Annotated in this window: 11 protein-coding genes and 2 pseudogenes; 9 read left to right on the plus strand and 4 right to left on the minus strand. The window is 72.7% G+C overall.

The genetic code is table 11. The annotated features are described in order from the left end of the window. Together OV079_RS13070 and OV079_RS13075 are read right to left on the minus strand one after the other, a co-directional pair. Positions 1-5,532 carry a tetratricopeptide repeat protein gene (locus OV079_RS13070; RefSeq protein WP_267768677.1) on the minus strand — a complete coding sequence of 1,844 codons (5,532 nt, stop codon included), beginning with the start codon at positions 5,530-5,532 and terminating at the stop codon, positions 1-3. After that, positions 5,529-6,125, minus strand: a complete 597-nt coding sequence (locus OV079_RS13075; protein WP_267768678.1) for a hypothetical protein — start codon at positions 6,123-6,125, stop codon at positions 5,529-5,531. The genes OV079_RS13070 and OV079_RS13075 overlap by 4 nt, the downstream gene beginning before the upstream one ends. A 573-nt stretch (positions 6,126-6,698) precedes the next feature. Here OV079_RS13075 and OV079_RS13080 point away from each other — a divergent pair. The 8 genes and pseudogenes from OV079_RS13080 (at position 6,699) to OV079_RS13120 (ending at position 14,125) form a co-directional block, all read left to right on the plus strand. Continuing rightward, positions 6,699-8,393, plus strand: coding sequence for a protein kinase domain-containing protein (locus OV079_RS13080; RefSeq protein WP_267768679.1), 1,695 nt, complete (start codon positions 6,699-6,701; stop codon positions 8,391-8,393). 125 nt (positions 8,394-8,518) lie between these two features. Beyond that, positions 8,519-8,875 carry a hypothetical protein gene (locus OV079_RS13085; RefSeq protein WP_267768681.1) on the plus strand — a complete coding sequence of 119 codons (357 nt, stop codon included), beginning with the start codon at positions 8,519-8,521 and terminating at the stop codon, positions 8,873-8,875. A gap of 181 nt (positions 8,876-9,056) precedes the next feature. Beyond that, positions 9,057-10,106: a histidine phosphatase family protein gene (locus tag OV079_RS13090; RefSeq protein WP_267768683.1), complete on the plus strand. Its 1,050-nt coding sequence runs from the start codon at positions 9,057-9,059 to the stop codon at positions 10,104-10,106. A 12-nt stretch (positions 10,107-10,118) separates the two neighbouring features. Continuing rightward, positions 10,119-11,323: pseudogene (locus tag OV079_RS57795) on the plus strand (acyl-CoA dehydrogenase family protein). Between the two features lie 68 nt (positions 11,324-11,391). Then, a pseudogene (locus tag OV079_RS57800) lies at positions 11,392-11,595 on the plus strand (phosphotransferase family protein); the annotation flags it as partial. 65 nt (positions 11,596-11,660) lie between these two features. Beyond that, complete coding sequence (locus OV079_RS13110; protein ID WP_267768684.1) at positions 11,661-12,458, plus strand: phosphotransferase family protein; 798 nt, start codon at positions 11,661-11,663, stop codon at positions 12,456-12,458. Between the two features lie 31 nt (positions 12,459-12,489). Beyond that, positions 12,490-13,137, plus strand: a complete 648-nt coding sequence (locus tag OV079_RS13115) for a hypothetical protein (protein ID WP_267768687.1) — start codon at positions 12,490-12,492, stop codon at positions 13,135-13,137. Positions 13,138-13,609: 472 nt separating this feature from the next. After that, positions 13,610-14,125, plus strand: a complete 516-nt coding sequence (locus tag OV079_RS13120; protein WP_267768688.1) for a peptidylprolyl isomerase — start codon at positions 13,610-13,612, stop codon at positions 14,123-14,125. A gap of 177 nt (positions 14,126-14,302) precedes the next feature. Here OV079_RS13120 and OV079_RS55825 read toward each other — a convergent pair whose 3' ends face one another. Continuing rightward, positions 14,303-15,622 (minus strand): lysophospholipid acyltransferase family protein, encoded by a 1,320-nt coding sequence (locus OV079_RS55825; RefSeq protein WP_267768690.1) that lies wholly within the window; start codon positions 15,620-15,622, stop codon positions 14,303-14,305. A gap of 681 nt (positions 15,623-16,303) precedes the next feature. Further along, entirely contained in the window at positions 16,304-17,629 is a 1,326-nt protein-coding gene (locus OV079_RS13130) for an aminopeptidase P N-terminal domain-containing protein (protein ID WP_267768693.1), read from the minus strand. 221 nt (positions 17,630-17,850) lie between these two features. Between OV079_RS13130 and OV079_RS13135 the strand changes: the two genes are divergently transcribed. Next, on the plus strand, positions 17,851-22,566 hold the full coding sequence (locus tag OV079_RS13135; RefSeq protein ID WP_267768696.1) for an NAD-glutamate dehydrogenase domain-containing protein: 4,716 nt from the start codon (positions 17,851-17,853) through the stop codon (positions 22,564-22,566). Positions 22,567-22,595: the final 29 nt, after the last annotated feature.

The raw sequence follows: 22,595 nt of genomic DNA on the forward strand, positions 1-22,595 counted from the left end.
TTACCCCGTCAGGAGGCCGGTGCGGCGGCGCAGATCGATCGCGCTCTCGCTGCACCAGAAGCGCAGGAGGTCGGCGATGACCTCGGAGTTGAAGACGAGCTCCTCGCCCTCGAGGTAGAGCAGCGCCTGGTCCTCCTGCCGCAGCAGCGCCGCGCACGACGGCAGGTCGGCGGCGATGAGCGCCGCGGCGCGCAGCGCCGTCGTCTTGAGGTCGGCGTACCACGCGTGGAAGTCGACCGGCGCCGACTGAGCGTATTCGGCCGAGACGTCCTGCAGCACCTGCCGCTCGCGCCGGCCGAGCACCTTGACGATGCGCCGCTGGAGGTCGTCGAGCGCGCTCGGATCGGCGAGGTTCGAGCCGTAGTTGGGCGCGGCGGTGCGAGCCGCGGCGGCGAGGATCAGCATCAGCTCCGAGGCCTTGAAGCGGGTCACCGCCTGCAGGCCGCGCTGCACGTAGGCCAGCGCGCGCGCGATGACGAACGCCTGCTGCGGCTCGGACAGCCGCAGCACCGTGGCCGGCACGAGCACCACCGGCAACGCGCCGAACTCGAGGCTGACCGTGGTACCGGCGCCGCGATAGACGTAGAGGTCGTAGTCGGGCAAGCCGAACAGCCCCGCGATCTTGTCGACGAAGCCGCGCAGCGGGTTGCCGGAGCGGGCCGTGATCTTCTCCTTGGCGTTGACGCTGAAGCGATTGAGGTCGCCGAGGTACAGCTTGCTGAGGCTGAGGCTGATCGCGTTGATGAGCTTCTCGGCCACCGCGCCCTGCTGGCTGCGATCGAGCTGGCTCCGCAGCACCTCGGGCGCGAACGAGTTGGGGGCCGCGGAGGCCGGCTTGGGGGTCATGCGGGTCAGCGCCCGCATGTCCGACTCGCTCGCGGCACCGAGCACGCACAGCGGCCCGAGCCCGAGCGCGGCCTCGGCCATCTTGCCGCGGTCGACGTAGCACTGCACGAGGCCACGCCACGGATCGGGCGACGCGGGGTAGAGCCCGGCCGCCTGGCGGAACACGGTGCCGGCCTGGTCGGCCAGCCCCTGGGCCCGCAGCCGCTCGCCGAGCGCGAGCCGCAGCGGCAGGTTCTGCTTGACCTCGGCGATGCCGAACTCGAGCGTGCCGATCGCCTTGTCGGACCGCTGCATCGCCTCGCCCTGCACGCGCGCCAGCTCGAGGTAGGCGCGCCCGAGCTTGGCGTCGTCGCCGGCGACCTGCTGCAGGTGCCGCATCAACGCCTGCTCGTACAGCTCCCAGTCGTCGGCGCTCTGCACCTGCTTGGCGTACTCGCCGGCCGCGACGCCGTCGGGGCCCTCGAGCGCGACCGCGCTGAGCAGCGCCTCGAGGCCCTGCAGGCGGCGGCCCTGGTGCAGCTCGATGTGCGCGAGGTGGACGATCGCCGCCACGCGGTCGTCGATGGTCGTCGAGGCCCGCAGCAGCCGCCGCGCCGTCTCGGCCGCCGCCGCGCCGTCGCCCATGCGGGCGTAGACGTCGGTGAGGGCCAAGAGCGCCCCGCGATCGTCGGGCCGGGCCTGCAGCGCCGCCTCGAGGCACTGACGCGCGCGCGGCAGGTCGCCGATGTGATCGGCGAGCAGACCGGCGAGGTTGCGGTTGGCGGTGAACAGCGCATCGGGCTGGCTGGCGACCTGCAGGATCTCCCCGTAGATCTCGGCCGCGTCGCCCCACTGCGCGTTGCGGTTGTAGAGGTCGGCCAGGAACAGCAGCATCGGCACGTGGCGCGGCCTGTCCCGAAGGACACGTCGCAGCACGCTGATGCCGCCGGCCAGGTTGCCGAGCTCGTCGGCGTACAGCTCGGCGATCCGCAGCCACAGCGCCGCCGAGCGCTCGGCCCCGCGGGCCGCCGCGGCCGCCTGCGACAGCTTCTCGAGCAGGCGCGTGCCCTGCTCGAGCATGAGCAGGATCTTGTAGAGCATGTCGGCCGCCTCGGCGTGGTCGGGGTAGCGCTCGAGCGCGAGCTCGAGGTCCCGCGTCGCCGACTCCGGATCGTCGAGCCGCTGCAGGCGGATCTTGGCCGTCTCGACCAGCAGGTTGGCCGCCGTCTCGCCGCTGCGCTCGGCCGCGGCCAGGCGCGCCTTGGCGGCCGCCAGCGCCCGCGGGTCGTCGATCAGCGTCGACACGCGCACGAGCCCGAGGATCGCCCCGAGGCTCTCCGGATCGCCGGTGAGCGCCATCTCGTAGCTCTTGGCGGCCGCTTGCAGCGATCCGGCGCGCTCGAGCGTCTCGCCGAGCCGCGTGTAGTAGGCGCCGAGCAGCGTCGGGTCCTCGCCCTCGATGTTCACCACCTGGGCGTCGATGCGGGCCAGCGTCTGGTCGTCGCGCCCGGCGATCGCCAGCCGCTCGAGCCCCGACAGCGCCATCGGATCGGTGGGCGCGCGCTGCAGCACCGACGCGTAGGTGTTGCGGATCGTGTCGATGTCGGCGCCGACCGGGCCCTCGTAGAGGCGGGCCAGCTCGCGCAGCGCCGCCACCTTGGCGCCGTCGTCGGCGACGTGCTTCGACAGCCGCACCTGCAGATCGGCGAGCGACTTCCACATGCCCTGCAGGCGGTACAGCGCGTCGAGGGCCAGCATCGCCGCGAGGTTGCCGGGCTCGCGCTCGAGCACCCGCTCGTAGGCGGCGATGGCCCGCTCGGGCTGGCCGAGCTGCTCGGCGAACACCTCGCCCGCGCGCAGCAGCGCCGCGGTGGCCAGCGAGCCGTCCTTCGCCGTGGCTGCCTCTTGGGCCAGGTCCTCGACCACCCCGGGCCACGCCTCGAGCGCCGCGCGCACGCGGGCCAGGCCGTCGAGCGCCGGCCGGTAGTCGCCGAGGGCCTGCAGCGCCGCGTGGTAGGCGACCACCGCCCGCGGCGGGTCGCCGAGGTGCTCCTCGTAGACGCGACCGATCCGGTAGGCCACCTGGGCCCGCGCCCGCGGCTCCGACAGCCCGCGCAGCTCGGTCTCCAGCACGTCGACCAACTCCTGCCAGCTCTTGCCGCGCTCGAGCAGCCGCTGCAGCGCGTGCAGCGACGGCCCGTGCTTGGGGTCGATCTCGATCGCGTTGCGGTAGCAGCCGATCGCCCGCCGCGTGTCGGCCAGCCGGCTCTCGCACAGCCCGCCCATCGTGTGCAGCAGCGCCACCGCGGCCTTGCCCGGCGGCGTGATCACCAGCTCGCGCTCGTAGGTGTTCAGCAGCTCGTCCCAGCGACCTGTCCGATGGTACAGGCGGCCGATGCTCGCCAGCGCCGGCGCGTACTTCGGATCGACCTCGAGCACCCGGCGCAGGCGGACCAGCGCGCCGTCGCGGTCGTCGAGCTTCTCGTCGAGCACCTCGCCGGCGCGGTGGAGCAGCTGGACGATGCGCGGCTTGTCGAGCGTCTTGCTCGCCTCGAGCTCGATCGCCTCGACCAGCTCCTTGTAGCGGCCCGCGACCTCGCAGGCCCGCTGCAGCGCGTGGATCGCCCCGATGTGGTCGGGGTCGATCTTCAAGATCCGGCGGTAGGTGTGGGCGGCCTGGACCGGCTCATTGAGATAATCGATGTAGAGGTCGGCGATGCGGGTGAGGTAGGCGATCCGGCGATCGTCCTCCTCGGCCGAGTCGATGCCGCGCTCGAGCAGCTCGATGAGCTCGTGGTGGCGGCCCGCGGCGGCGAACAGGCGCAGCAGCGCCTTGAAGGCGGTCGCCAGGCCCGGGTGCAGCGTCAGCGCGCGCGAGTGGTACTCCATCGCCCGCTCGGGATCCTCGAGCTGGATCTCGTGGATCTCCGCCATCTTGGTGTAGGCCGCGGCCGCCCGCTGAGCGTCGTTGACCGCCTCGGCCTCGGCCTGCAGCATGTGCAGCAGGCGGTCCCACTGCTTCTTGCGCGTCAGCAGCTTCGACAGCGCGCGCAGGCTCGGGCGGTAGGCCGGCTCGATGTCCAGCGCCGCCTCGTACCAGCGCATCGCCTCGTCCTCGTTGTGGAGGCGGTTCTCGACGATGTCGCCGATCTGATAGAGGACGCTGATCTTCTCCGACGGCAGCTCGAGCAGCTCGACCAGCGTCTGCAGCGTCCGCGTCATCGCGTCGTAGCGCTCCGCGGCCTCGTACAGGCGGATCAGCTCCTCGAGCACCAGGCGGTAGCGCGGGCTCTCGGCGACCGAGCGCTCGAGCGCGGCGATCGCCTTGTCGCGGCTGCCGAGCCGCTCGGAGTGCAGGCGGGCGATCCGGTAGTAGGACATCGCCCGCACGTCGGGGTCGCTCAGCTGCTGCGCCTCGCGCTCGAGCACGCTGATGAGCTCGCGCCAGCGGTGCTGCCCGTGGTGCAGGCGCTTGAGCGCCGCGAACGCGCCGGAGGCCGCCGGGTCGAGGTCGAGCGCCGTCTCGAGCAGCTCGACCGAGCTGCCGACGCTCTTGAGCCGCACCTCGGCCAGGTGGGCGCGGCGGGCCACCAGCGCCGAGCGCAGGCGCGGGTCCTTCTCCACCGCGCTGGCCAGCTGCGCCGTCGTCCGCTCGAGCTGGTCCCACGCGCCGGCCTTGGCGTCGAGCTGCTCGAGCGCGCGGAGGTAGGCGACGTTGCTCGGGTCGAGGTCGCGGGCCTGGGCGAACGTCGCCCGCGCCTCACCGTCGTTGCTGAGCCCGTCGAGCAGCACCGTCGCCTTGGCCGCCAGCAGCGCCGCCTTGCGCTTCTGGTCCGAGGTCAGCCGGATCTCGGTGTCGAACAGCGGCAGCGCGCGCGACCAGTTCTTCTGCGCCAGCAGCGAGCGCCGCGCCCCGCGGACCACCGGCAGGAACTCCGGCGCCAGCCCGTGGGCGCGCAGGTAGTAGGTCGACGCCTGGGCGACGTCGCCGAGCGGGTACTCGTAGAGCCGGCCGATCTCGTACGACAGCCGGGCCGCGCGGAACAGGTCGGGCTGGGTCGCAAGCTCGGCCTCCCACGCCTCGATCTGGGCCTGGGCCGCGCGCAGGAACGGGTTCTCGGCCGCCATCGCCGGGCTCGAGATGGTCCGCGTCACCGGCCCCGAGGGTCCGCGGGCGCCGGTCGCCGGCACCCCCGAGGGGCCCGACATCGGCGTGGTCCGCGACCGCGGCGGCTCGCCGGGCGCGAGCGGAGCTGGCCCCGAGGACCTGTCCCCGAAGACCTGTCCCGGAGCACCTGGCAGAGGGGACCTGTCCGAAGGAGCCTGTCCTCTCGGGCTGGGCGGCGGCGCGCCGCGGGCGAGCAGGCGGGTCCGCAGCGCCTCGGGCATCGGCGCCGCCGGGCCGGGCCGCGGCGTGGTGTCGGGGTTGGACAGCCGCGTCGCCGAGTCGGAGGCCAGCCGCGTCGCCGAGTCGGAGGCGCGCGGCGCCTCGACGGGCGCGCGGGCCGCCTGGACCACGGCCGGATCGATCTCGCCGTCGCGGGCCGTCGCCGCCAGGACGTCGATCTGGGGCGTGGCCGCCGAGGGCTCGGCGTCGATGTCCACCTCGAGATCGACCGGGATCGTCTTCGCCGCGGTGACCGGCACCTCTTCCGGCTTGCCCGCGCGAGCCGGCGGGGCGCCCGCGCCGACGACCGGTGGGATCACGGGCGCGACCGGGGCGGCTGCGCCCGACTGCGGCTGGAGGGCGCCTTCGAGTTGGCGCCGCTGCCGATCAGCGTGGTGTTGCCGAGCGCCGGCGTGGGTCGGGAGACCCCACGCATCGGCATGGCGCCGAGGCTCTTGCCGAGCCCGCCGAGCCCCAGGTTCGGCGGCGCCGGCTTGCCGGACTCGGCCGCCGGCTTGGGCTCGTTGAGCTTGGCGAACGGCCGCGACGGCTCCGGTTTCGCGGGCGCGGGCGCCGACGCCTTCGGCGGCTCCACTTTTTCGGTCTTCACCTCAGGCGCCCGCGGCGCCGGCGGCACCGGCCGTGTCGGCGGACGCGCCGGTTCGTCCGCCTGCAGCTCGATGTCGTCGTCGATGTCGACCTCGATCGGCGGGATCGTGGGCATCGGCGGGATCGCACCGGGCCGGGCCGCCACGCCCAGCCCCGTCGCTCGCTCGTCGACGATGATCGCGTCGAACAGATCCGCGGGATCGCGGGGAATCTCGTCGTCCCGGAGCGGCCCGCCGGGAAGATTGATCGGAGGCCGACCCGGAGAGCTCGCGGGCTTTCCACCCTTGTCGTCTTGCTGCGCCACGGTGACGCGAGTATGCCCGATCCGGCGGCCGATGGACCTGCAGGCCGGGCGCTTGCGACCGGAATTCCGCCGTACTTGCGCGCTTCGGCCGGTTTTGCGCGAAATCCGCAGGCGGTTCGCCCGGCCGGCGCACCGCGATCCCCCGCGTCGCGAGGCCGTCCGTAGCGAGGCGATGGCGCCGTCGCGACGGCGTTCGCTCGCGACCGAAGATCGAATGCGATCGCGGCCTGTGATCGATCTGACCGATCGGTCAGCCTCGAGAAAGCAAATTCCTTGCGCTCGTCCGTCCGCTGGTCACTATGCTTCCGGCGGATCGATCATGGCGAGCACCGACGACAGCCCGCGCGCCGACGGCCCGATGACCTCGGGGCCAGGTGTATTGCTGGGCGGCCGCTATCGCCTCGCCAGCCGGCTCGGGCGTGACACGCTCGGCGAGCTCATGCGCGGCGAGGACCTCGAGCTGGGGCGACCGATCGCGGTGAGGTTCGTACCCCCGAGCTCGTCGGCGGCGCCGAGCTCGTCGCCCGCCTCGAGCTCCGCCGCAGCCGCAACCTCCGCCTGCCCCGGGCCGACGTGCCGCTGCTGGCGGATCTCGTCGATCTCCTCGACCTCGGGCACGACGAGCGCGGCCGGCTGTTCCTCGTCACCGACGTGTTCCCGGACGCCAGCCTGGCCGACGAACTGGTGCGCCAGGGTCCGCCGCCGTGGCAGCGCCTGCGCTCGCTCATGGTGCGCGCCTGCCAGATCGTCCACCTGTCCCATGAGCACGGAATGATCCGCCAGGATCTTTCGACCAGCAGCCTCTATCCGGTGCGCGACAAGAACGACCCGGGCACGCTCAAGGTCGTCAGCCCCGGCTTGCTGGTCGCCAGCGGCGGGCGGGTGTGGTCGTGCGCCGATCCCGGGGCCGCGCTGCGGCTGGCCCGCTACGCCGCGCCGGAGCAGATCAGCACCGGCGTCATCGATCGCCGCACCGACGTCTACGCGCTCGGCGTCATCCTCTACGAGTGCCTCACCGGCCGGGCGCCGTTCGTCGACCCGCGGCCGGCCCACGTGCTCGCGGCTCACCTCATCACCCCGCCCGCCCCGTTTCCCGCGGCGGTGCGGCGCCGGATCCCCGCCGAGCTCGAGGCCATCGTCCTGCGCGCCCTCGCCAAGTCGCCCGACGATCGCTGGCCCACCGTCATGGCGCTCGCCAACGCCATGGCCGCGATCGAGGTCGGCCGGCTGCAGTTCAGCGGCACGCTCGACACCGGCGACGCCGACGACTTCACCGAGCACCCAGGGCCGCGCGCCTCGGCGATCAGCATGCGCATCGACGCCGCGCGCCTGTCGGGCCGCGCCGGCCTCGTGCCCGTGTCCGACGCCGCCAGCACCGGCGAGCACGCCCTGCGCGACATCCTCGACGCCGCCGACAGCAGCGCCGTCCTCTCGCGCACCGCCGCCTCGATCCACGACAGCGCCCCCACCCTGCCCTACGGCCGCGCCAGCGAGTCCGCCACCCGCTGGACCGTGCCGCCGCCCGACCCGGGCTCGCCCCGCCTGTCGCCGCGTCGCCTGGTGCCGCTGCTGGTCGCCGCGGGCCTGTGCCTCGTCACCGCCGGGATCGTCAGCGGTTCGCTGCGCCCTGCGCCGGGCCGCCCCGCGATCGGCGGCTCGCTCGACGGCGCGGTCGCCCTGTCGACCCCGCGCGCGGCCACGAAGTCCCCGTCCGCCGCCGCCGCGAGCCGCATGGGTCCTGTCATCCCCGCCTCGACCCTGAAGCCGGCCAGCGTCCCCGAGGAGCCCTGCGCCGACCCGCAGCACGGCGAGTGCTCGGGCGCCGCCGACGATGCCCCGCAGGCAGCAGACCCCGCGCCTCCGCCTGCGGCCAAGAAAGCCGCCGCGCTCCACGGCCCGTCCGGCGCGCAGCCGGCCCTCCCGGGCCTCGCAGCGGGCCTCGTCCCCCAGGCATCGCCCGCGCCGGGCCTCCCGGGCGATCCTGGCGGCACATCGCCAGGAGCCGACGTCCCCGGCGGCCCGCCCCCGGCCGCGCCGTTCGCTGCTCTGGCCCTCCACCCGCCCCCGTCCGGCTCCGCGCCGTCCCAGGCGTCCCCGTCCGCCCCGCCTGCCGACGACCGCGTTCCAGCCGCCGACAGCCGCTCCGCAGCGCGCCCGAAGCCCGCTGCGTCGCCGCGCAAGCCGGCTCCGGGCGCCAGGCCGTCCGACGACGGCCGCGACGATCTGCCGGACCCGGCCGGACCGCGGCCGGCCGCTCCGGCGCCGTGACGCGCGTGTGACTTAACGGCGCGGGGGGTCGTCGGGACCGCGCGTGGGGCCGCCCCGGGCGACTTTGCGGCCGACCTCGCCGGAGGGTTTGCCACCGCCTCCGCCATCGCCTATCCATGATGTCCATGGGTTCATACGAACATGACGACGACGATCGCCCCGGCGTCGCCGCCCGCTTCGCCAAGGGTTCGCTGCTCGTGCTCGGCGGCCTGTTCGCCCTGATGATCGCCGCCAGGATGGTGTTCGGCCTGTTCTTCGCCGTCATCGGCAACGTCCTGTTCGTCGGCGCCCTCGCCGGCGCCGGCTACATCGGCTACCGCCTGGTGGCGGGCAGCAGCGAGCGCAAGGCCGTCACCGGCGGCCGCAGCGCCCGTGCCCTCGGGCCCGGCCGCAAGCGCAGCGGCGGCGACGACTTCGAGCGCAAGATGCGGGAGCTCGAGGCCATCGAGCGCCAGCTCGACGCCGAGATCTCGAAGCGCTGAGCCGGCGCATGGCACGAAGGACAGGCCCTTGGGACCTGTCCTTTCGCACGTTCCCGTTCGGACATGGCCCTTCAGACCTGTCCTAAAGGACCTGTCCTAAAGAACTCCTGCCCCGCACGCCTCACACGCGCCGGCCCGCCGTCGCGTTGATCCGGCGCGCCGGCGCGGGCACGATCGCGGGGTGAGCCGACTGCTGATCATCCGCCACGGCCAGGCCTCGCTCGGCGCCGCCGACTACGACGTCCTCTCGCCGCTCGGCGAGCAGCAGGCCGACGCCCTCGGCCGCTACCTCGCGCGCATGATCGATCCGCCGCACGCCGTCTACGCCGGCCCGCGCAAGCGCCAGCGCGACACCGCGGCGCTGCTCGTCGCCGGCGCGCGGCAGATCGGCGCCGACTTTCCGGACCCGCGCGAGCTGCTCGACTTCGACGAGTATCCCGCGATCGCCCTGATGAAGGACGCCATGCCCTCGCTGTGCGACCGCGACCCCGAGCTCGCCGCTCTGGCCACCGCGTGGATGGCGGCCGAGCGCGGCACGCCTGGGCACCAGCGGGCCTTCGAGCTGGTGTTCCAGGCCGCCATGCAGCGCTGGCACGCCGGCGACGTCGAGCACCCCGCGGTCGAGCCGTTCCGCGAGTTCCAGGCCCGCGTCGCCCGCGGCCTCGACCACGTCATGCAGCAGCACCCGCGCCAGAGCACCGTCCTCGTCGTCACCTCGGCCGGGCCGGTCGGCGTCGTCACGGCCCTCGCGCTCGGTCTCGACACCTGGGCTGGCCTCAAGACCAGCTTCATCGTCCACAACGCCTCGCTCACCGAGCTCGCCTACCGCCCCGGCGAGATGCAGCTGCGAGTCTTCAATCCCTCCCGCACATCCACGAGCGCGCCCACGTCACTTTGCGCTGATCCTCGGCCTGCAGCGAGATCGCCCCGAGGCCGGGTGAGCAGCCTGGGGCCCTCACGTCCTCGACGGCGCGCACATCTCGTTCGCCCCCACGGGTCCTCCTCTCCGCGGCTGCACTGCCCACGAACCTCGCGCGCAGCCCTCGGTTACTGCGAGGCGCTCGGACCTCGCGCGCTCGATCCGATCGCCCCGGGCCCCGTGGACGTGAACGCTGCTCGGCAGGCTCACCGCCCGAGCGCGAGGCCGGCGAGGCCCCACCTGGTCGTCCCACCTCTTCTCGCCGCACCATTCTCTCACGCGTCGTGGCTCCGCACGCGCCTCCTGCGGTAGCCTCGCGTCATCATGGACTTTGCGATCCCGCCCGCGACCGAGGCTTTGCTCGACCGAGCCCGCGCCTTCATGCGCACCCACGTCTTCCCGGTCGAGCCGACCGTGCTCGCGCGCGGCGTCGCCGACAGCCAAGACATCGTCGCCGGCCTGCGCGCCGCGGCGCGGGCCGAGGGTCTGTGGCTGCCGCAGATGGGCAAGGACGAGGGCGGGCTCGGCCTCTCGCTCCTCGATCACGGCCTCTTGAGCGAGGTCCTCGGCCACAGCCCGCTCGGCCACCTCGCCTGCAACTGCCAGGCGCCCGACGCCGGCAACATGGAGATCCTCCACCGCTACGCCACCGCCGCCCAGCGCGAGCGCTGGCTCGAGCCGCTGCTGCGCGGCGACATCCGCAGCTGCTTCGCCATGACCGAGCCGGACACCGCCGGCTCCAACCCCACCTGCTGCGCTGCGCCGCTCGCCTCGACGGCGACGACTACGTCCTCGACGGTCGCAAGTGGTTCACCACCGGCGCCGACGGGGCCGCCTTCGCCGTCGTCATGGCCGTCACCGATCCGGCCGCCGAGGCCCACAAGCGGGCCAGCATGCTGATCGTCCCGACCGACACCCCCGGCTTCCGCCGCGTCCGCAACGTCCCGATCTTCGGCCACGCCGGCGCCGGCTGGGACTCGCACGCCGAGCTCGAGTTCACCGCCTGTCGTGTCCCCAAGGACAGCTTGCTCGGGCCCGCCCACGGCGGCTTCGTCATCGCCCAGGAGCGCCTCGGCCCCGGGCGGATCCACCACTGCATGCGCTGGCTCGGCATCTGCGAGCGCGCCCTCGGCCTCATGGCCGCGCGGGCCGTCAGCCGCGAGCTCGCCCCCGGCGAGCGCCTCGGCGACAAGCAGATCGTCCAGGCCTGGCTGGCCGAGTGCCGCGCCCGCATCGACGCCGCGCGCCTGTTGGTCCTGCGCACCGCCTGGCTGATCGACCAGCACGGCTTCGCCGCCGCCCGCGACGACATCTCCCTGATCAAGTTCCACGTCGCCGAGGTCCTGTCCGAGGTGCTCGACCGCGCGATCCAGGTCCACGGCGCGCTCGGCCTCACCGACGACACCGTGCTCGCCTTCTTCTACACCCGCGAGCGCGGCGCCCGGATCTACGACGGCCCCGACGAGGTCCACAAGATCGCCGCCGCCCGCCGGATCCTCGCCCGCCACCGCCCGGGCCGGACCGGCTGACCCTTCGCACCTGTCCCGACGAACCTGTCCTTTCCGACCTTATCCATTCGACCTGTCCTGGAGGACTCATGACTGCGATCGACACCCCGCGCCCTGTCCGCCCCGGCGAGGAGCTCGACCTGGGGCGGCTCGCGCCCTACCTGCGCGGCGTCCTGGGAGCCCCGGGCGACGCCGACGTCGCCGTCCAGCAGTTCCCGGGCGGCCACTCCAACCTCACCTACCTCGTCACCGTCGGCGGCGACGCCTACGTCCTGCGGCGGCCGCCGTTCGGCACCCAGGTCAAGACGGCGCACGACATGGAGCGGGAGCACGCCCTCCTGTCCCGGCTCGCGCCCGTGTGCGAGCGGGCGCCGCGGCCGGTCCACCTCTGCCTCGACGAGTCGATCCTCGGCGCCAAGTTCTACCTGATGGAGCGGCGCCAGGGCGTCGTCGTCCGCCGCACCCGCCGCGCGGCGTCGAGTTCACCCCCGCGCTCGCCCGGGGCCTCGCCGGCGCCGCCGCCGACGCGCTCGCCGACCTGCACGCGATCGACATCGACGCCACCGGCCTCGTCGCGCTCGGCCACCCGGACGGCTACGTGCGCCGCCAGGTCGAGGGCTGGACGAAGCGCTACCTGGCCGCCAGGACCGACGACATCCCCGCCGTCGAGGCCGTCGCCGCCTGGCTCTCGGGACACATGCCGACCTCGGGCGCGCCCACCCTCCTTCACAACGACTTCAAGTACGACAACCTCGTGCTCGCGCCCGACGACCTCACGCGGATCACCGCGATCCTCGACTGGGAGATGGCCACCGTCGGCGACCCGCTCATGGATCTCGGCACCGCCCTCTGCTACTGGGTTCAGGCCGACGACCCGCCCGAGCTGCAGGCCTTCGCCTTCGGCCCGACGCACGCGCCCGGCAGCTACACCCGGGCCGAGTTCGCCGAGCACTACGCCCGTCGCACCGGCCGCAGCCTCGACGCCATCCCCTTCTACTACGCCTTCGGCCTGTTCAAGACCGCCGTCGTGGCCCAGCAGATCTACCTCCGCTTCGCCCGCGGCCACACGCAAGACCCGCGGTTCGCCATCATGATCGAGGCCGTGCGCGTCCTCGCCGCGCAGGCCGAGCGCGCCACCGCCTCGGCCCACCTGTAACGTCCGCCGCGGCGCCCCGTTGACGCCGCGCATGCCGAGCCACCGCACGCCCCTCGCCCTCGTCTTCGCCCTCCTCGTCCCCGCCTGCGGCAGCGACGGAGACCCCGGCGACGACGGATCGAGCAGCGACGACACGACCTCGACCGCGGCGACCGCGAGCACCACCGAAGCCGCCTCGACGGCCGACGCACCGACGACCTCGAGCACCACCGGCGACGGCGGCACGACCTCCGACGCGAGCACGACCTCACCAGCGAGCACGACCGGAGACGACGACGCGTTGCCGCCGACCGACTCCGCCGAGCAGCTCGAGGCCTGGCTGGCCGCGGGCGTCTACGAGAGCTGGCCCGCCGAGTCGCAGATCCACGCGTCCGCGGGCCCGCACGGCGGCAACGTGCGGACCTTCGTCAACCCCGCGCTCGCAGAGTCGCTCGCCACGGGCGCCACGCACCCGCAAGGGGCCGCCAGCGTGAAGGAGCTGTACGGCGACGGCACCGACGAGATCGTCGGCTACGCCGTGATGGTCAAGCTCGCCCCCGACAGCGCCGGCGGCGACGGCTGGTACTGGTACGAGCGCCTCGACACCACCGTGTACGCGGACGACATCGGCGTCAACCTGTGTACCGGCTGCCACGGCGGTGGGTCCGATTACGTCCTCACACCGTGGCCGCTGCAGTGAGGTGATCCAGACGATGTCGGGCGCCGCGCACGTCGCCACGCCGACGAAGTGGTGCTACAGTGACAGGACGCGAGCGGGACGCTCGGCATGAGGCCTAAAGTTCTACCTACTCCGTTCGACCAGGGGTCCGTCTCTGACCAGCAGGTGTGCAGGCTCGTCCGACGAGAAGCCCGACGCGGTTAACGCAGATCCCACCTACTAGATGTAGGGGTTGAACTTCGGCCACATCATGTCGGGCGACCCGCTCGCGTTTTTTCCGTGCTCTCGACGCGTCCTTGAAAGCTGCGTCCTGCGCAGTCGCGTCGAGCCGACCGCGGCGAGGCGAAGGCGGCTTCCGCCGACCCGTCGTCGCGGCCTCGCGTCGTGAGGCGACGCGACGCCGAAAAGCCGCCGTCCTGGGCGCAGAGTGTACGTAGTTCACGTCCGGCGGCCACCGGCGTCCGCGCCGGGTTGTGGTAGAGTCCGCGGCCTCATGGCAAACCCGCGCGTCTACTTCGACATCTCCATCGGCGGTGCTCCCGCCGGCCGCATCGTGTTCGAGCTGTTCGCCGACGTCGTCCCGAAGACCGCGGAGAACTTCCGCGCGCTGAGCACCGGCGAGAAGGGCGTCGGCAAGTCCGGCAAGCCGCTCCACTTCAAGGGCTCGAGCTTCCACCGCATCATCCCCGGCTTCATGTGCCAGGGCGGCGACTTCACCCGGGGCAACGGCACCGGCGGCGAGTCGATCTACGGCGAGAAGTTCGCCGACGAGAACTTCAAGCTGAAGCACACCAGCAAGTACCTGCTGTCGATGGCCAACGCCGGCCCCGGCACCAACGGCTCGCAGTTCTTCATCACCACCGCCGAGACACCCTGGCTCGACGGCAAGCACGTCGTGTTCGGCAAGGTCGTGTCCGGCACCGAGGTGATCGACGCGATGGAGAAGGTCGGCTCCCGCAACGGCCCGACCAGCAAGACCGTCACCATCGAGGACTCCGGCCAGGAGTAATCCGGCGCGGCGCCCCGCCCGCCTGCCTCTTCAGCCATGTCCCCGGGACCAGGCACGCCTGGTCTTCGGGGCATGTCTTTGTGCGCGGCACCCGCTCGCCCGCGACCGGCGCCCGCCGCCGATCCTGCTCCCCGCCCGCCCGCTCTCCCTGGGCCGCGCGCGCGAGCCATCTGCCCCTCAGGACAGGTCCCGGGCCGCCGGCTCGCCGTCGACCTCGGCCACCGTCACGTCGCGCACCGCCGCCAGCCCCGCCAGCATGCGCGCCCGCACCTCCGCGCGCAGGTCGGTCGCGTCCGCCCCGGGACCGAGGTCGGGCAGCGCGACGGGCGGCAGCACCTGGACCGTGATCGGCAGCCGCGCACGATCGAGGCCGATCCGCCACGACGACTTCGGCAGCGCCGCGCTGGTGCCGTCGATCACGATCGGCACGACCGGCACCCCGGCCTCGACCGCCAGCGAGAACGCGCCGTGCTTGAAGCCGTGGATCCGGCCGTCGCGCGAGCGCGTGCCCTCGGGGAACATGAACACCGACGAGCCGGCGTCGAGGTTCTCGCGGCACGTGCGGAGCATCGCCGCGATGCTGGCCGCGTCGCCGCGGCGCAGCCCCACGTAGCGGTTCAGCGTCATGTTCCAGCCGATGAACGGCACCCGGAACACGCTCGTCTTGGCGACCCACTTGAAGTGGCGGAACAGGGTGAACAGCACCAGCGTGTCGACGTGCGACTGGTGGTTCGAGCACAGCACGTACACCCCGCCCGGTGCGATGTGCTCGCGGCCGCGGACGCGGACGTCCCAGCCGGGCATCAGCAGCGCGTAGTGGCCGCCCCACAGGCAGGTGTAGCGGTGGAGCAGCGCCCGCCTGCGGTCGAACGGCGCGGTGACGGCCGTGATCACCAGGGCGCCGGCGAACCACAGCGGCTGGCTGAAGATGAAGTAGAGCCCGAACAGCAGGGCGGCCGCGATCCGCAGCACCCCACGACCATACGGGCTCCCTCGCCCGCGCTCAAGGCTTGCCGGCCACCAACGGGCCCAGCCGGGCCATGATGTGCTCGACCGCCCGCGGGCCCTTGATCCCGCCCTCGATCTGCTTGCCGCTGGCGCGCCCTCCGCGTCCGGCGCGGCGAACAGCGGGATGAAGCGCGACTTGTAGCCTGCAGCCTCCAGCCGCGCCCGGTCACGATCGATGTCGAACTCGAGGAAGCGCACCCCCGTCAGCCGCTGGTCGAGCTGCCCCGACTTCACCGCGTCGTGGAAGGCCACGCACGGCTCGCACCAGCCGGCGCCGACGGCGACGATCAGCGTTCCGCCCTCGCGCGCCGCCTCCTCGCGCACGATCGTCGCCACGTCGCCGGCTTCGGGCGCGGCGACGAGGCGCGGCTTGGCCGGCTCGACCTTGGCCGCCGGAGCGGGCGCGGACGGGCTCGCCGGCTCCGCGCACGCGAACGTGCCGGCGAGCGCGAGCGAGAGCGGAGCGAGGCGACGACGACGAGGCGACACCGCCCCAGCATGCCAGACCCCGCGCGCCTCGGCACGCACCCCGGCTCGCCAGCGGCGGCCCCCGCGACGACGACGTGAACCGCCTTGCTGCGCCACCGCTCGGCCCTCTTCCGGTCCGACCTCGCGTTCAGCCTGGCCGTGTTCTGGATCGCCGTCTGGCTCGTCGTCGCCCCTTCGACCCGCAGCGACGGTTCTCGCACGGTACGCGATCACCTGGGCCAGCCGCTGCATCCCTCTGTTCGGCGCCTCGCGGATCCACATCCACGGCCGCGAGCGGCCGCTCGGCGAGCGCGCGTGCGTGCGGGTCGCTCGTCCTCGTCGGTGCGTGGCGAGAAGGTCTTTGTCCTGGGCTCCGTTCCTCGGGTGGACGATGGCGATGGCCGCCTACGTGCAGGCCGCGCCCGCGCCCAGACCACCGTTCACGGGCCGCCTCCTCGCGCCCGCCGGGGGCCGGAGAGGTCGCCGGCAGTCATGGCCCCGGAGACATGTCCATCACGACATGTCCTCTACACCATGCCCGCTTCGACATGTCGTCAGAGACATGCCCATTACGACATGCCCTCCCGCGCGCGTCCGCGGCCCCTCCGCTCGGCGCGTCGCAAGCGGCCGTCTCGCTCGTGCGCGGCCCCTCTACGCCCCGAACCGAACGCCGCGAGCGGCCGCCGCGAGCGGCCGCCGCCGTCAGCCCTGGCCGACCAGCGCCTCGAGCTCCGCGACCCGCTTGGGCGCCCCTGCGCTGAGCACCTCGGGCGCCCCCGCGGTGACCAGCACGTCGTCCTCGACGCGGATCCCCACCCCGCGCAGCCCGGCCGGCACCTCGTCGGTGACCGGGAAGTACAGCCCCGGCTCGACCGTCAGCACGAAGCCGGCGCGCAGCGGCTGGGCCCGGCCGTCGACGGTGTAGCGGCCCACGTCGTGGACATCGGCGCCGAGCCAGTGGCTGGTCTTGTGCGGGTAGTACGGCTTGTACAGCTCCTCCTCGATCGCCTCGTCGACGCCGGCCTGGACCAGGCCGAGCGAGCGCAGCCCGTCGCACAGCACGCGCAGGCACGCCTCGTGGATGGTGTCGAGGCTCGATCCGACCACCGACGCCGCGATCCCGGCCTCGTTGGCGGCCAGAGCGATCTCGTACGCGTCGCGCTGCACCGGCGTGAAGCGACCCGCGACCGGGAACGTGCGCGTGATGTCGCCGGTGAACAGCTCCCACTCCGCGCCGGCGTCGACCAGCAGCAGGTCGCCGGCGCCGAGCGCCCCGCGGGCGGACGTGTAGTGGAGCGTGTTGGCGTTGATGCCCGCGGCGACGATCGTCTCGTAACCGGGCCCGCTCGCGCCGCGGCGGCGGAACTCGTGCTCGAGCAGCGCCTCGATCTCGAGCTCGAGCAAGCCGGGTCGGGTCGCTCGCATCGCTGCCACGTGGCCGGCCGCGGAGATGTCGACCGCGCGGCGCAGCGAAGTCATCGCCGCCGCGTCCTTCACCAGCCGGTCCTCGGCCAGCAGCGCCCGCGCGTCGCCCAGCCAGGTCGGCGCGACCTCGCCCCGGCGGTCACCGGCGCGCAGCCGCTCGATCGCGGCGAACGCCGCCCGATCGAGCTCGGGACATGTCGAAAAGGGCAGGTACAGCTCCTCGATCCCGTCGAGGAGGCGCGGCAGCTCGAGCTCGAGCTGCGCGATCGGAAACACCGCGTCGACGCCGAGCTGCTCGCGGGCCTCGTCCGCGCTCGGCCGCCGCCCGTGGTACAGCACGTCGCGCTCGTCCTGGACCGGCAAGAACAGCGCGCTCGCCGGCGCCCGACCCGGCCGCAGCAGCAGCACCGCGCCGGGCTCGGCCGCGCCGGTCAGGTAGTAGAAGTTCGAGTCCGGCCGGAAGCGGTAACGCGTGTCGCCGGAGCGGGTCGGCGGCTCGCCGGCGGCCAGCAGCAGCGCGGCGTCGCCGAGGCGCGCGGACAGGCGGGAGCGACGCGCGGCGCAGGCCGCCAGATCCGGTGCAGCGACGGAGGGCTGAGGCACGAGGCAAGAATAGGACCGCAAGCACTGCGGCCCCTTCGGATCCCGCGTGCGGGATGTCATGCAGCCGCGGTGCGCAACGCCCTGCGCGAGCCCTTCCGGGGGTTTGCGCGAGTCGGCCGCGGGTCGGCTGCCGATTGCGGCGACGTTCCGCGGCAACGGTCGCGTGCGCTCCGCTCCGGAGGGATTGCACCCAGCCGCCGGCCGGCGGAGAGTTGCCGCCGATGGCGACGCAAAAACTGAGCAACCAGCGGATCCACGAGGTACAGCAGGTCCTCGCCTCGTACGTCCCCAAGCTGCCCGGGACCGACGTCAACCTCCTGGCGGCCCTCTGCAAGGCGGTGTTGACCTCGGTCGACCTTCGAGACATCCGGCGAGTGGCGAGCGCCGAGCTCGTCGAGCAGCTCGAGCAGGTCCTGAGCACGATCAAGACCCGCGGCCGCGGCGAGATCAACTCCGTCGTGCGTCGACACGGCGACAGCGTCGTCCTCGAGAGCTGCCTCGAGGACCAGCCGTTCCTGGTGTCCTCGCTGCGCGCGCTGTTCGGCGCGGAGCGGCTCGAGATCGCCAGCCTGATGAACGCCGTCATCAAGGTCCGGCGCGACTCCGCCGGCAACCTGACCAGCATCGGCATGGGCGCGCCGGAGTCGGTGATCCGCGTCGAGCTCGACCCCGGCCAACATGTCCCCGAGGACATCGAGGACCGCTTCCGCACCCGCCTGCGGATCGTGCAGGCGATGGTGCGCGACTTCCAGCCGATGAAGCGCCGGCTGCAGGACCTCGCCGACGACTACCTGCGGGCCGCCAACGCCGAGAGCAACGATCGCAGCCTGACCCTGCGCGAGACCGAGGGCATGGTCCGCTGGCTGTGCGAGGAGAACCTCGTGCTGCTGGGCATCGAGGAGTACGACGATCAGGGCCACCGGATCTCGACGCTCGGCACCGCCTCCGTCAACCTCAGCGAGCGCGACGCCGATCGCTTCGCCGCCTACGCCCGCGACCTCGATCGCACCGTCCGCTACCACCGCAGCAACGAGGAGTCGCCGGTCCACCGCAGCGGCAAGCCCGGCCACTTCGTCGTCACCCGCGTAGGTCGCGACGGCCAGCCGGTCGGCACCTGCCTGATCAACGGCCTCTTCACCTACAAGGCGCTGCACACCCCGCCGGAGGAGATCCCGTTCCTGCGCGTCATGCTGCGCAAGCTGCTGACCGAGCGCAGCGTCTCGATCGACAGCCACCGCGGCAAGAGCCTGACGAACGCCTTCAACTCGCTGCCGCTCGAGTACCTGCTGACCCAGAGCGAGGACAGCATCTGGGAGCTCACCGACCGCGTGCTGCGGGCCGAGGTCGAGGGCGGCTCCGACGTCCACATCAACGTCGGCGAGGACGGCCGGTTCGTGTTCGCCTTCGTCAGCCTCCCGCGCGAGCAGTTCAACGACGAGCTGCGCTTGCAGGTGCAGGAGAAGCTGCAGCGCGAGTTCGGGGCGACCTACTCCGACTTCGGCGTGTACATGGATCGCTACGACAACGCGATCATCCACTACTACATGACCGGCCCGACGCCGTTCGCGGCCGTCGACACCGAGCGCGTGCGCAGCGAGGTGCTCGCGCTGGCCAAGGGCTGGAACGAGCGCCTGCGCGAGGCGCTGTCCGAGCTCGCCCCGCCCGACCAGGTCGAGGAGCTGTTCGAGCTGTACCACGGCGCCTTCAGCGAGGAGCACAAGCGCCGCGCCGGCGACCAGCGGCTGCTCGGCGACCTGCGCTGCATCGAGAACATCCGCCGCGGCGCCGAGTTCGACTTCGACCTCTACGTCTCGGTCACCGGCGACCACCCGGGCAGCCTCAACCTGCGCGTGTTCAGCCGCAAGGCGATGAACCTCAGCGACGAGCTGCCGCTGATCGGCAGCTTCGGCTTCAAGGTCGTCGACGAGTACGCGCGCCCGGTCCACATCGCCCACACGACCCCGTTCGAGCTCGACAACTACCGCCTCGACGTCCGCCCCGAGCGGATCCCCGCGGTCATGAGCCGGGCCGACGAGATCCGCACCACCCTGCGCCAGGTCTACGCCGGCACGATGGGCCGCGACTCGCTCAACCAGCTCATCGTGTCGACGACGATGACCGCGCTCGAGGTCGAGATCCTGCGCGCCTACGTCGCCTACCTCCACCAGGTCCGCTGCCCGTTCACCTCGGCGCTGATCCGGCAGACGCTGATCGCCTACCCGACCGTCGCCTCCGCGCTGGTCTCGTGGCTCGACGCCCGCTACGACCCGACGAGCGCCAGCCCGCAGCTGGCCGAGGTCACCGACAAGACCCTCGAGGCCGAGCTGCGCGACGTCGCCGACTACACCGCCGACCGCGTGCTGCGGGCCGTCGCCGATGTCGTCCGCGCCACGCTGCGCACCAACGCGTTCGTCATCACGGCGCCCGCGGGCGCGCGCCGCGATCAGACCCCGGCGATGGCGTTCAAGTTCGACGGCCAGCGCGTCCCGTTCGGCCCCGATCCCAAGCCGCTGCGCGAGATCTTCATCTACCACCCCGACTTCGAGGGCGTGCACCTCCGCGGCGGCCGCGTCGCCCGCGGCGGCATCCGCTTCTCCGATCGGCCGGACGACTTCCGCACCGAGATCCACGGCCTCATGGCCACGCAGATGGTCAAGAACGTGCTGATCGTGCCGGTCGGCGCCAAGGGCGGCTTCGTGCTGCGCCAGGCCCCGACCGACCGCAACGAGCTGCGCGCCGCCGGCGACCGCTACTACCAGATCTTCGTCGAGGCGCTGCTGTCGGTCACCGACAACGTCGTCGGCGGCGAGATCGTGACCCCGCCGGGCATCCTCCACACCGAGGGCCCCGACCCGTACCTCGTCGTCGCCGCCGACAAGGGCACCGCGCACCTGTCGGACACCGCCAACAGCGTCAGCATGAGCCACAAGTTCTGGCTCGACGACGCGTTCGCCTCGGGCGGCTCGAACGGCTACGACCACAAGGCCACCGGCATCACCGCCCGCGGCGCGTGGGAGACCACCAAGCGGAACTTCCGCGAGATGGGCATCGACCCCGAGGCCGACGTCATCACGGCGATCGGCGTCGGCGACATGAGCGGCGACGTGTTCGGCAACGGCCTGCTGCGCAGCCGCACCATCAAGCTGCTGGCGGCCTTCAACCACGCCCACGTCTTCATCGACCCGACGCCTGACCCCGAGGTCAGCTTCGGCGAGCGCGAGCGGCTGTTCGTCCTGCCGCGCTCGCAGTGGTCCGACTACGACCCCGCCAAGCTCAGCCCCGGCGGCGCCGTGTTCCCGCGCAACGCCAAGTCGCTCGACCTGTCGCCCGAGGCGCGCCAGCTGCTCGGCTTCTCGCCGACGCAGGTCGTGTCCGGCGAGGAGGCGATCCGCGCCATCCTGCTGCTCAAGGTCGACCTGTGCTGGATGGGCGGCATCGGCACCTACGTGAAGAGCAAGGAGGAGACCCACGCCGACGTCGGCGACAAGGCCAACGACGCCGTGCGGGTCAACGCCAACCAGCTGCGCTTCCGCGTCATGTCCGAGGGCGCCAACCTGGCGATCACCGACCGCGGTCGCCCGGCCTTCGCCCGCATCGGCGGCCAGAACTACACCTCGTTCCTCGACAACTCGGGCGGCGTCGACACCTCGGACCACGAGGTCAACATCAAGATCCTGTTCGCGCCGCTGCTGGCGAGCGGCAAGGTCACCCGCGAGCGCCGCAACGAGGTCCTCAAGGCCGCCACCACCGAGGTGTGCGACATGGTGCTGGCCAACAACCGCTCGCAGAGCCGCATGGTCAGCTACGACGTCCGCCGCTCGAAGGTCGACGTCTACCGCTACGCCCGCACGCTGTCGTACCTCGTGCAGCACGTGCCGTTCAACCCGGACACCTTCGCCCTGCCGACCGAGGACGAGCTGGCCAACCGCGCGCGCAAGGGCATCGGCCTGTTCAAGGCCGACGCCTCGGCGCTGTGCGCCTACGCCAAGATGCTGGTCTACCGCGTGCTCCTCGACGGCGAGCCGCTGTCCGAGGGCCTCGTCGACCGCATGGTCCGCGAGTACTTCCCGGCCGCGATCGTCGAGGCCGCCGAGGGCGCGGTGAAGAGCCACCTGCTGCGCCGCGAGATCGCGACCACGATGGTCGTCAACCGGATCGTCGACAACGCCGGCGCGACCTTCTTCCCCGAGCTCATGACGAGCACCAGCCGCCCCGCGCACGCGATCGCCGAGGCGTACATGACCGCGTCGGCGGCCGGCGACGTCGACGCGCTCCGCCGCGACCTCTACGCCAGCGAGGACAAGAACCGCCAGGAGGCCATCTACCGGGCCATGCACGTCGTCGAGGCCGCGCTCGAGGAGACCACTGTGGTCCTGCTCGAGGGCGACGCCTACACGACCGTGGATCAGCGCACGATCGACCGCGCCCGCGAGCTGCTCGACCACGTCGAGCACGCCCTGCCGGCCAGCCAGATCCCGCAGCTGCACGCCCGCGCGCACGAGTTCGAGTCGGCCGGCTTCGCGCCGGCGCTGGCCGGGCGCCTGGCGCGCATCGAGCACCTCACGGGGGCGCTGTCCTCGCTGCGGGTCGCCGCCGAGACGGGCCGTGATCCGCTCGACGTGCTGCGCCTGCGCCTGCAGGTGGCCGCCGACATGCACCTCCGCGCCCTCCAGGACGCGCTGGCGCGCATGGTCTACCAGTCGCCGTGGGACGGGCCGGCGGCCAAGGCGCTGTCGCGGCAGCTGCATGGCCACCTCGGGCGCCTCGTGCAGGCGGTCGACGGCGACGACGTGGGCGGCATGATCGGCCGCCTCGGCCTCGACAGCATCCGCCGCCAGGGCGCTGCCATGATCGAGGGCGGGGTCACCATCCCCGGCATCGTCCTGTTCGACGACCACCTGCGGCGCCAGCTCGTGACCGCGGACCTCCGCAAGTAGTCGCGCCCTTCCAGGAGAGCGATCTCCGG

Source organism: Nannocystis pusilla, assembly GCF_026626665.1.
Taxonomy (GTDB): domain Bacteria; phylum Myxococcota_A; class Polyangia; order Nannocystales; family Nannocystaceae; genus Nannocystis; species Nannocystis pusilla.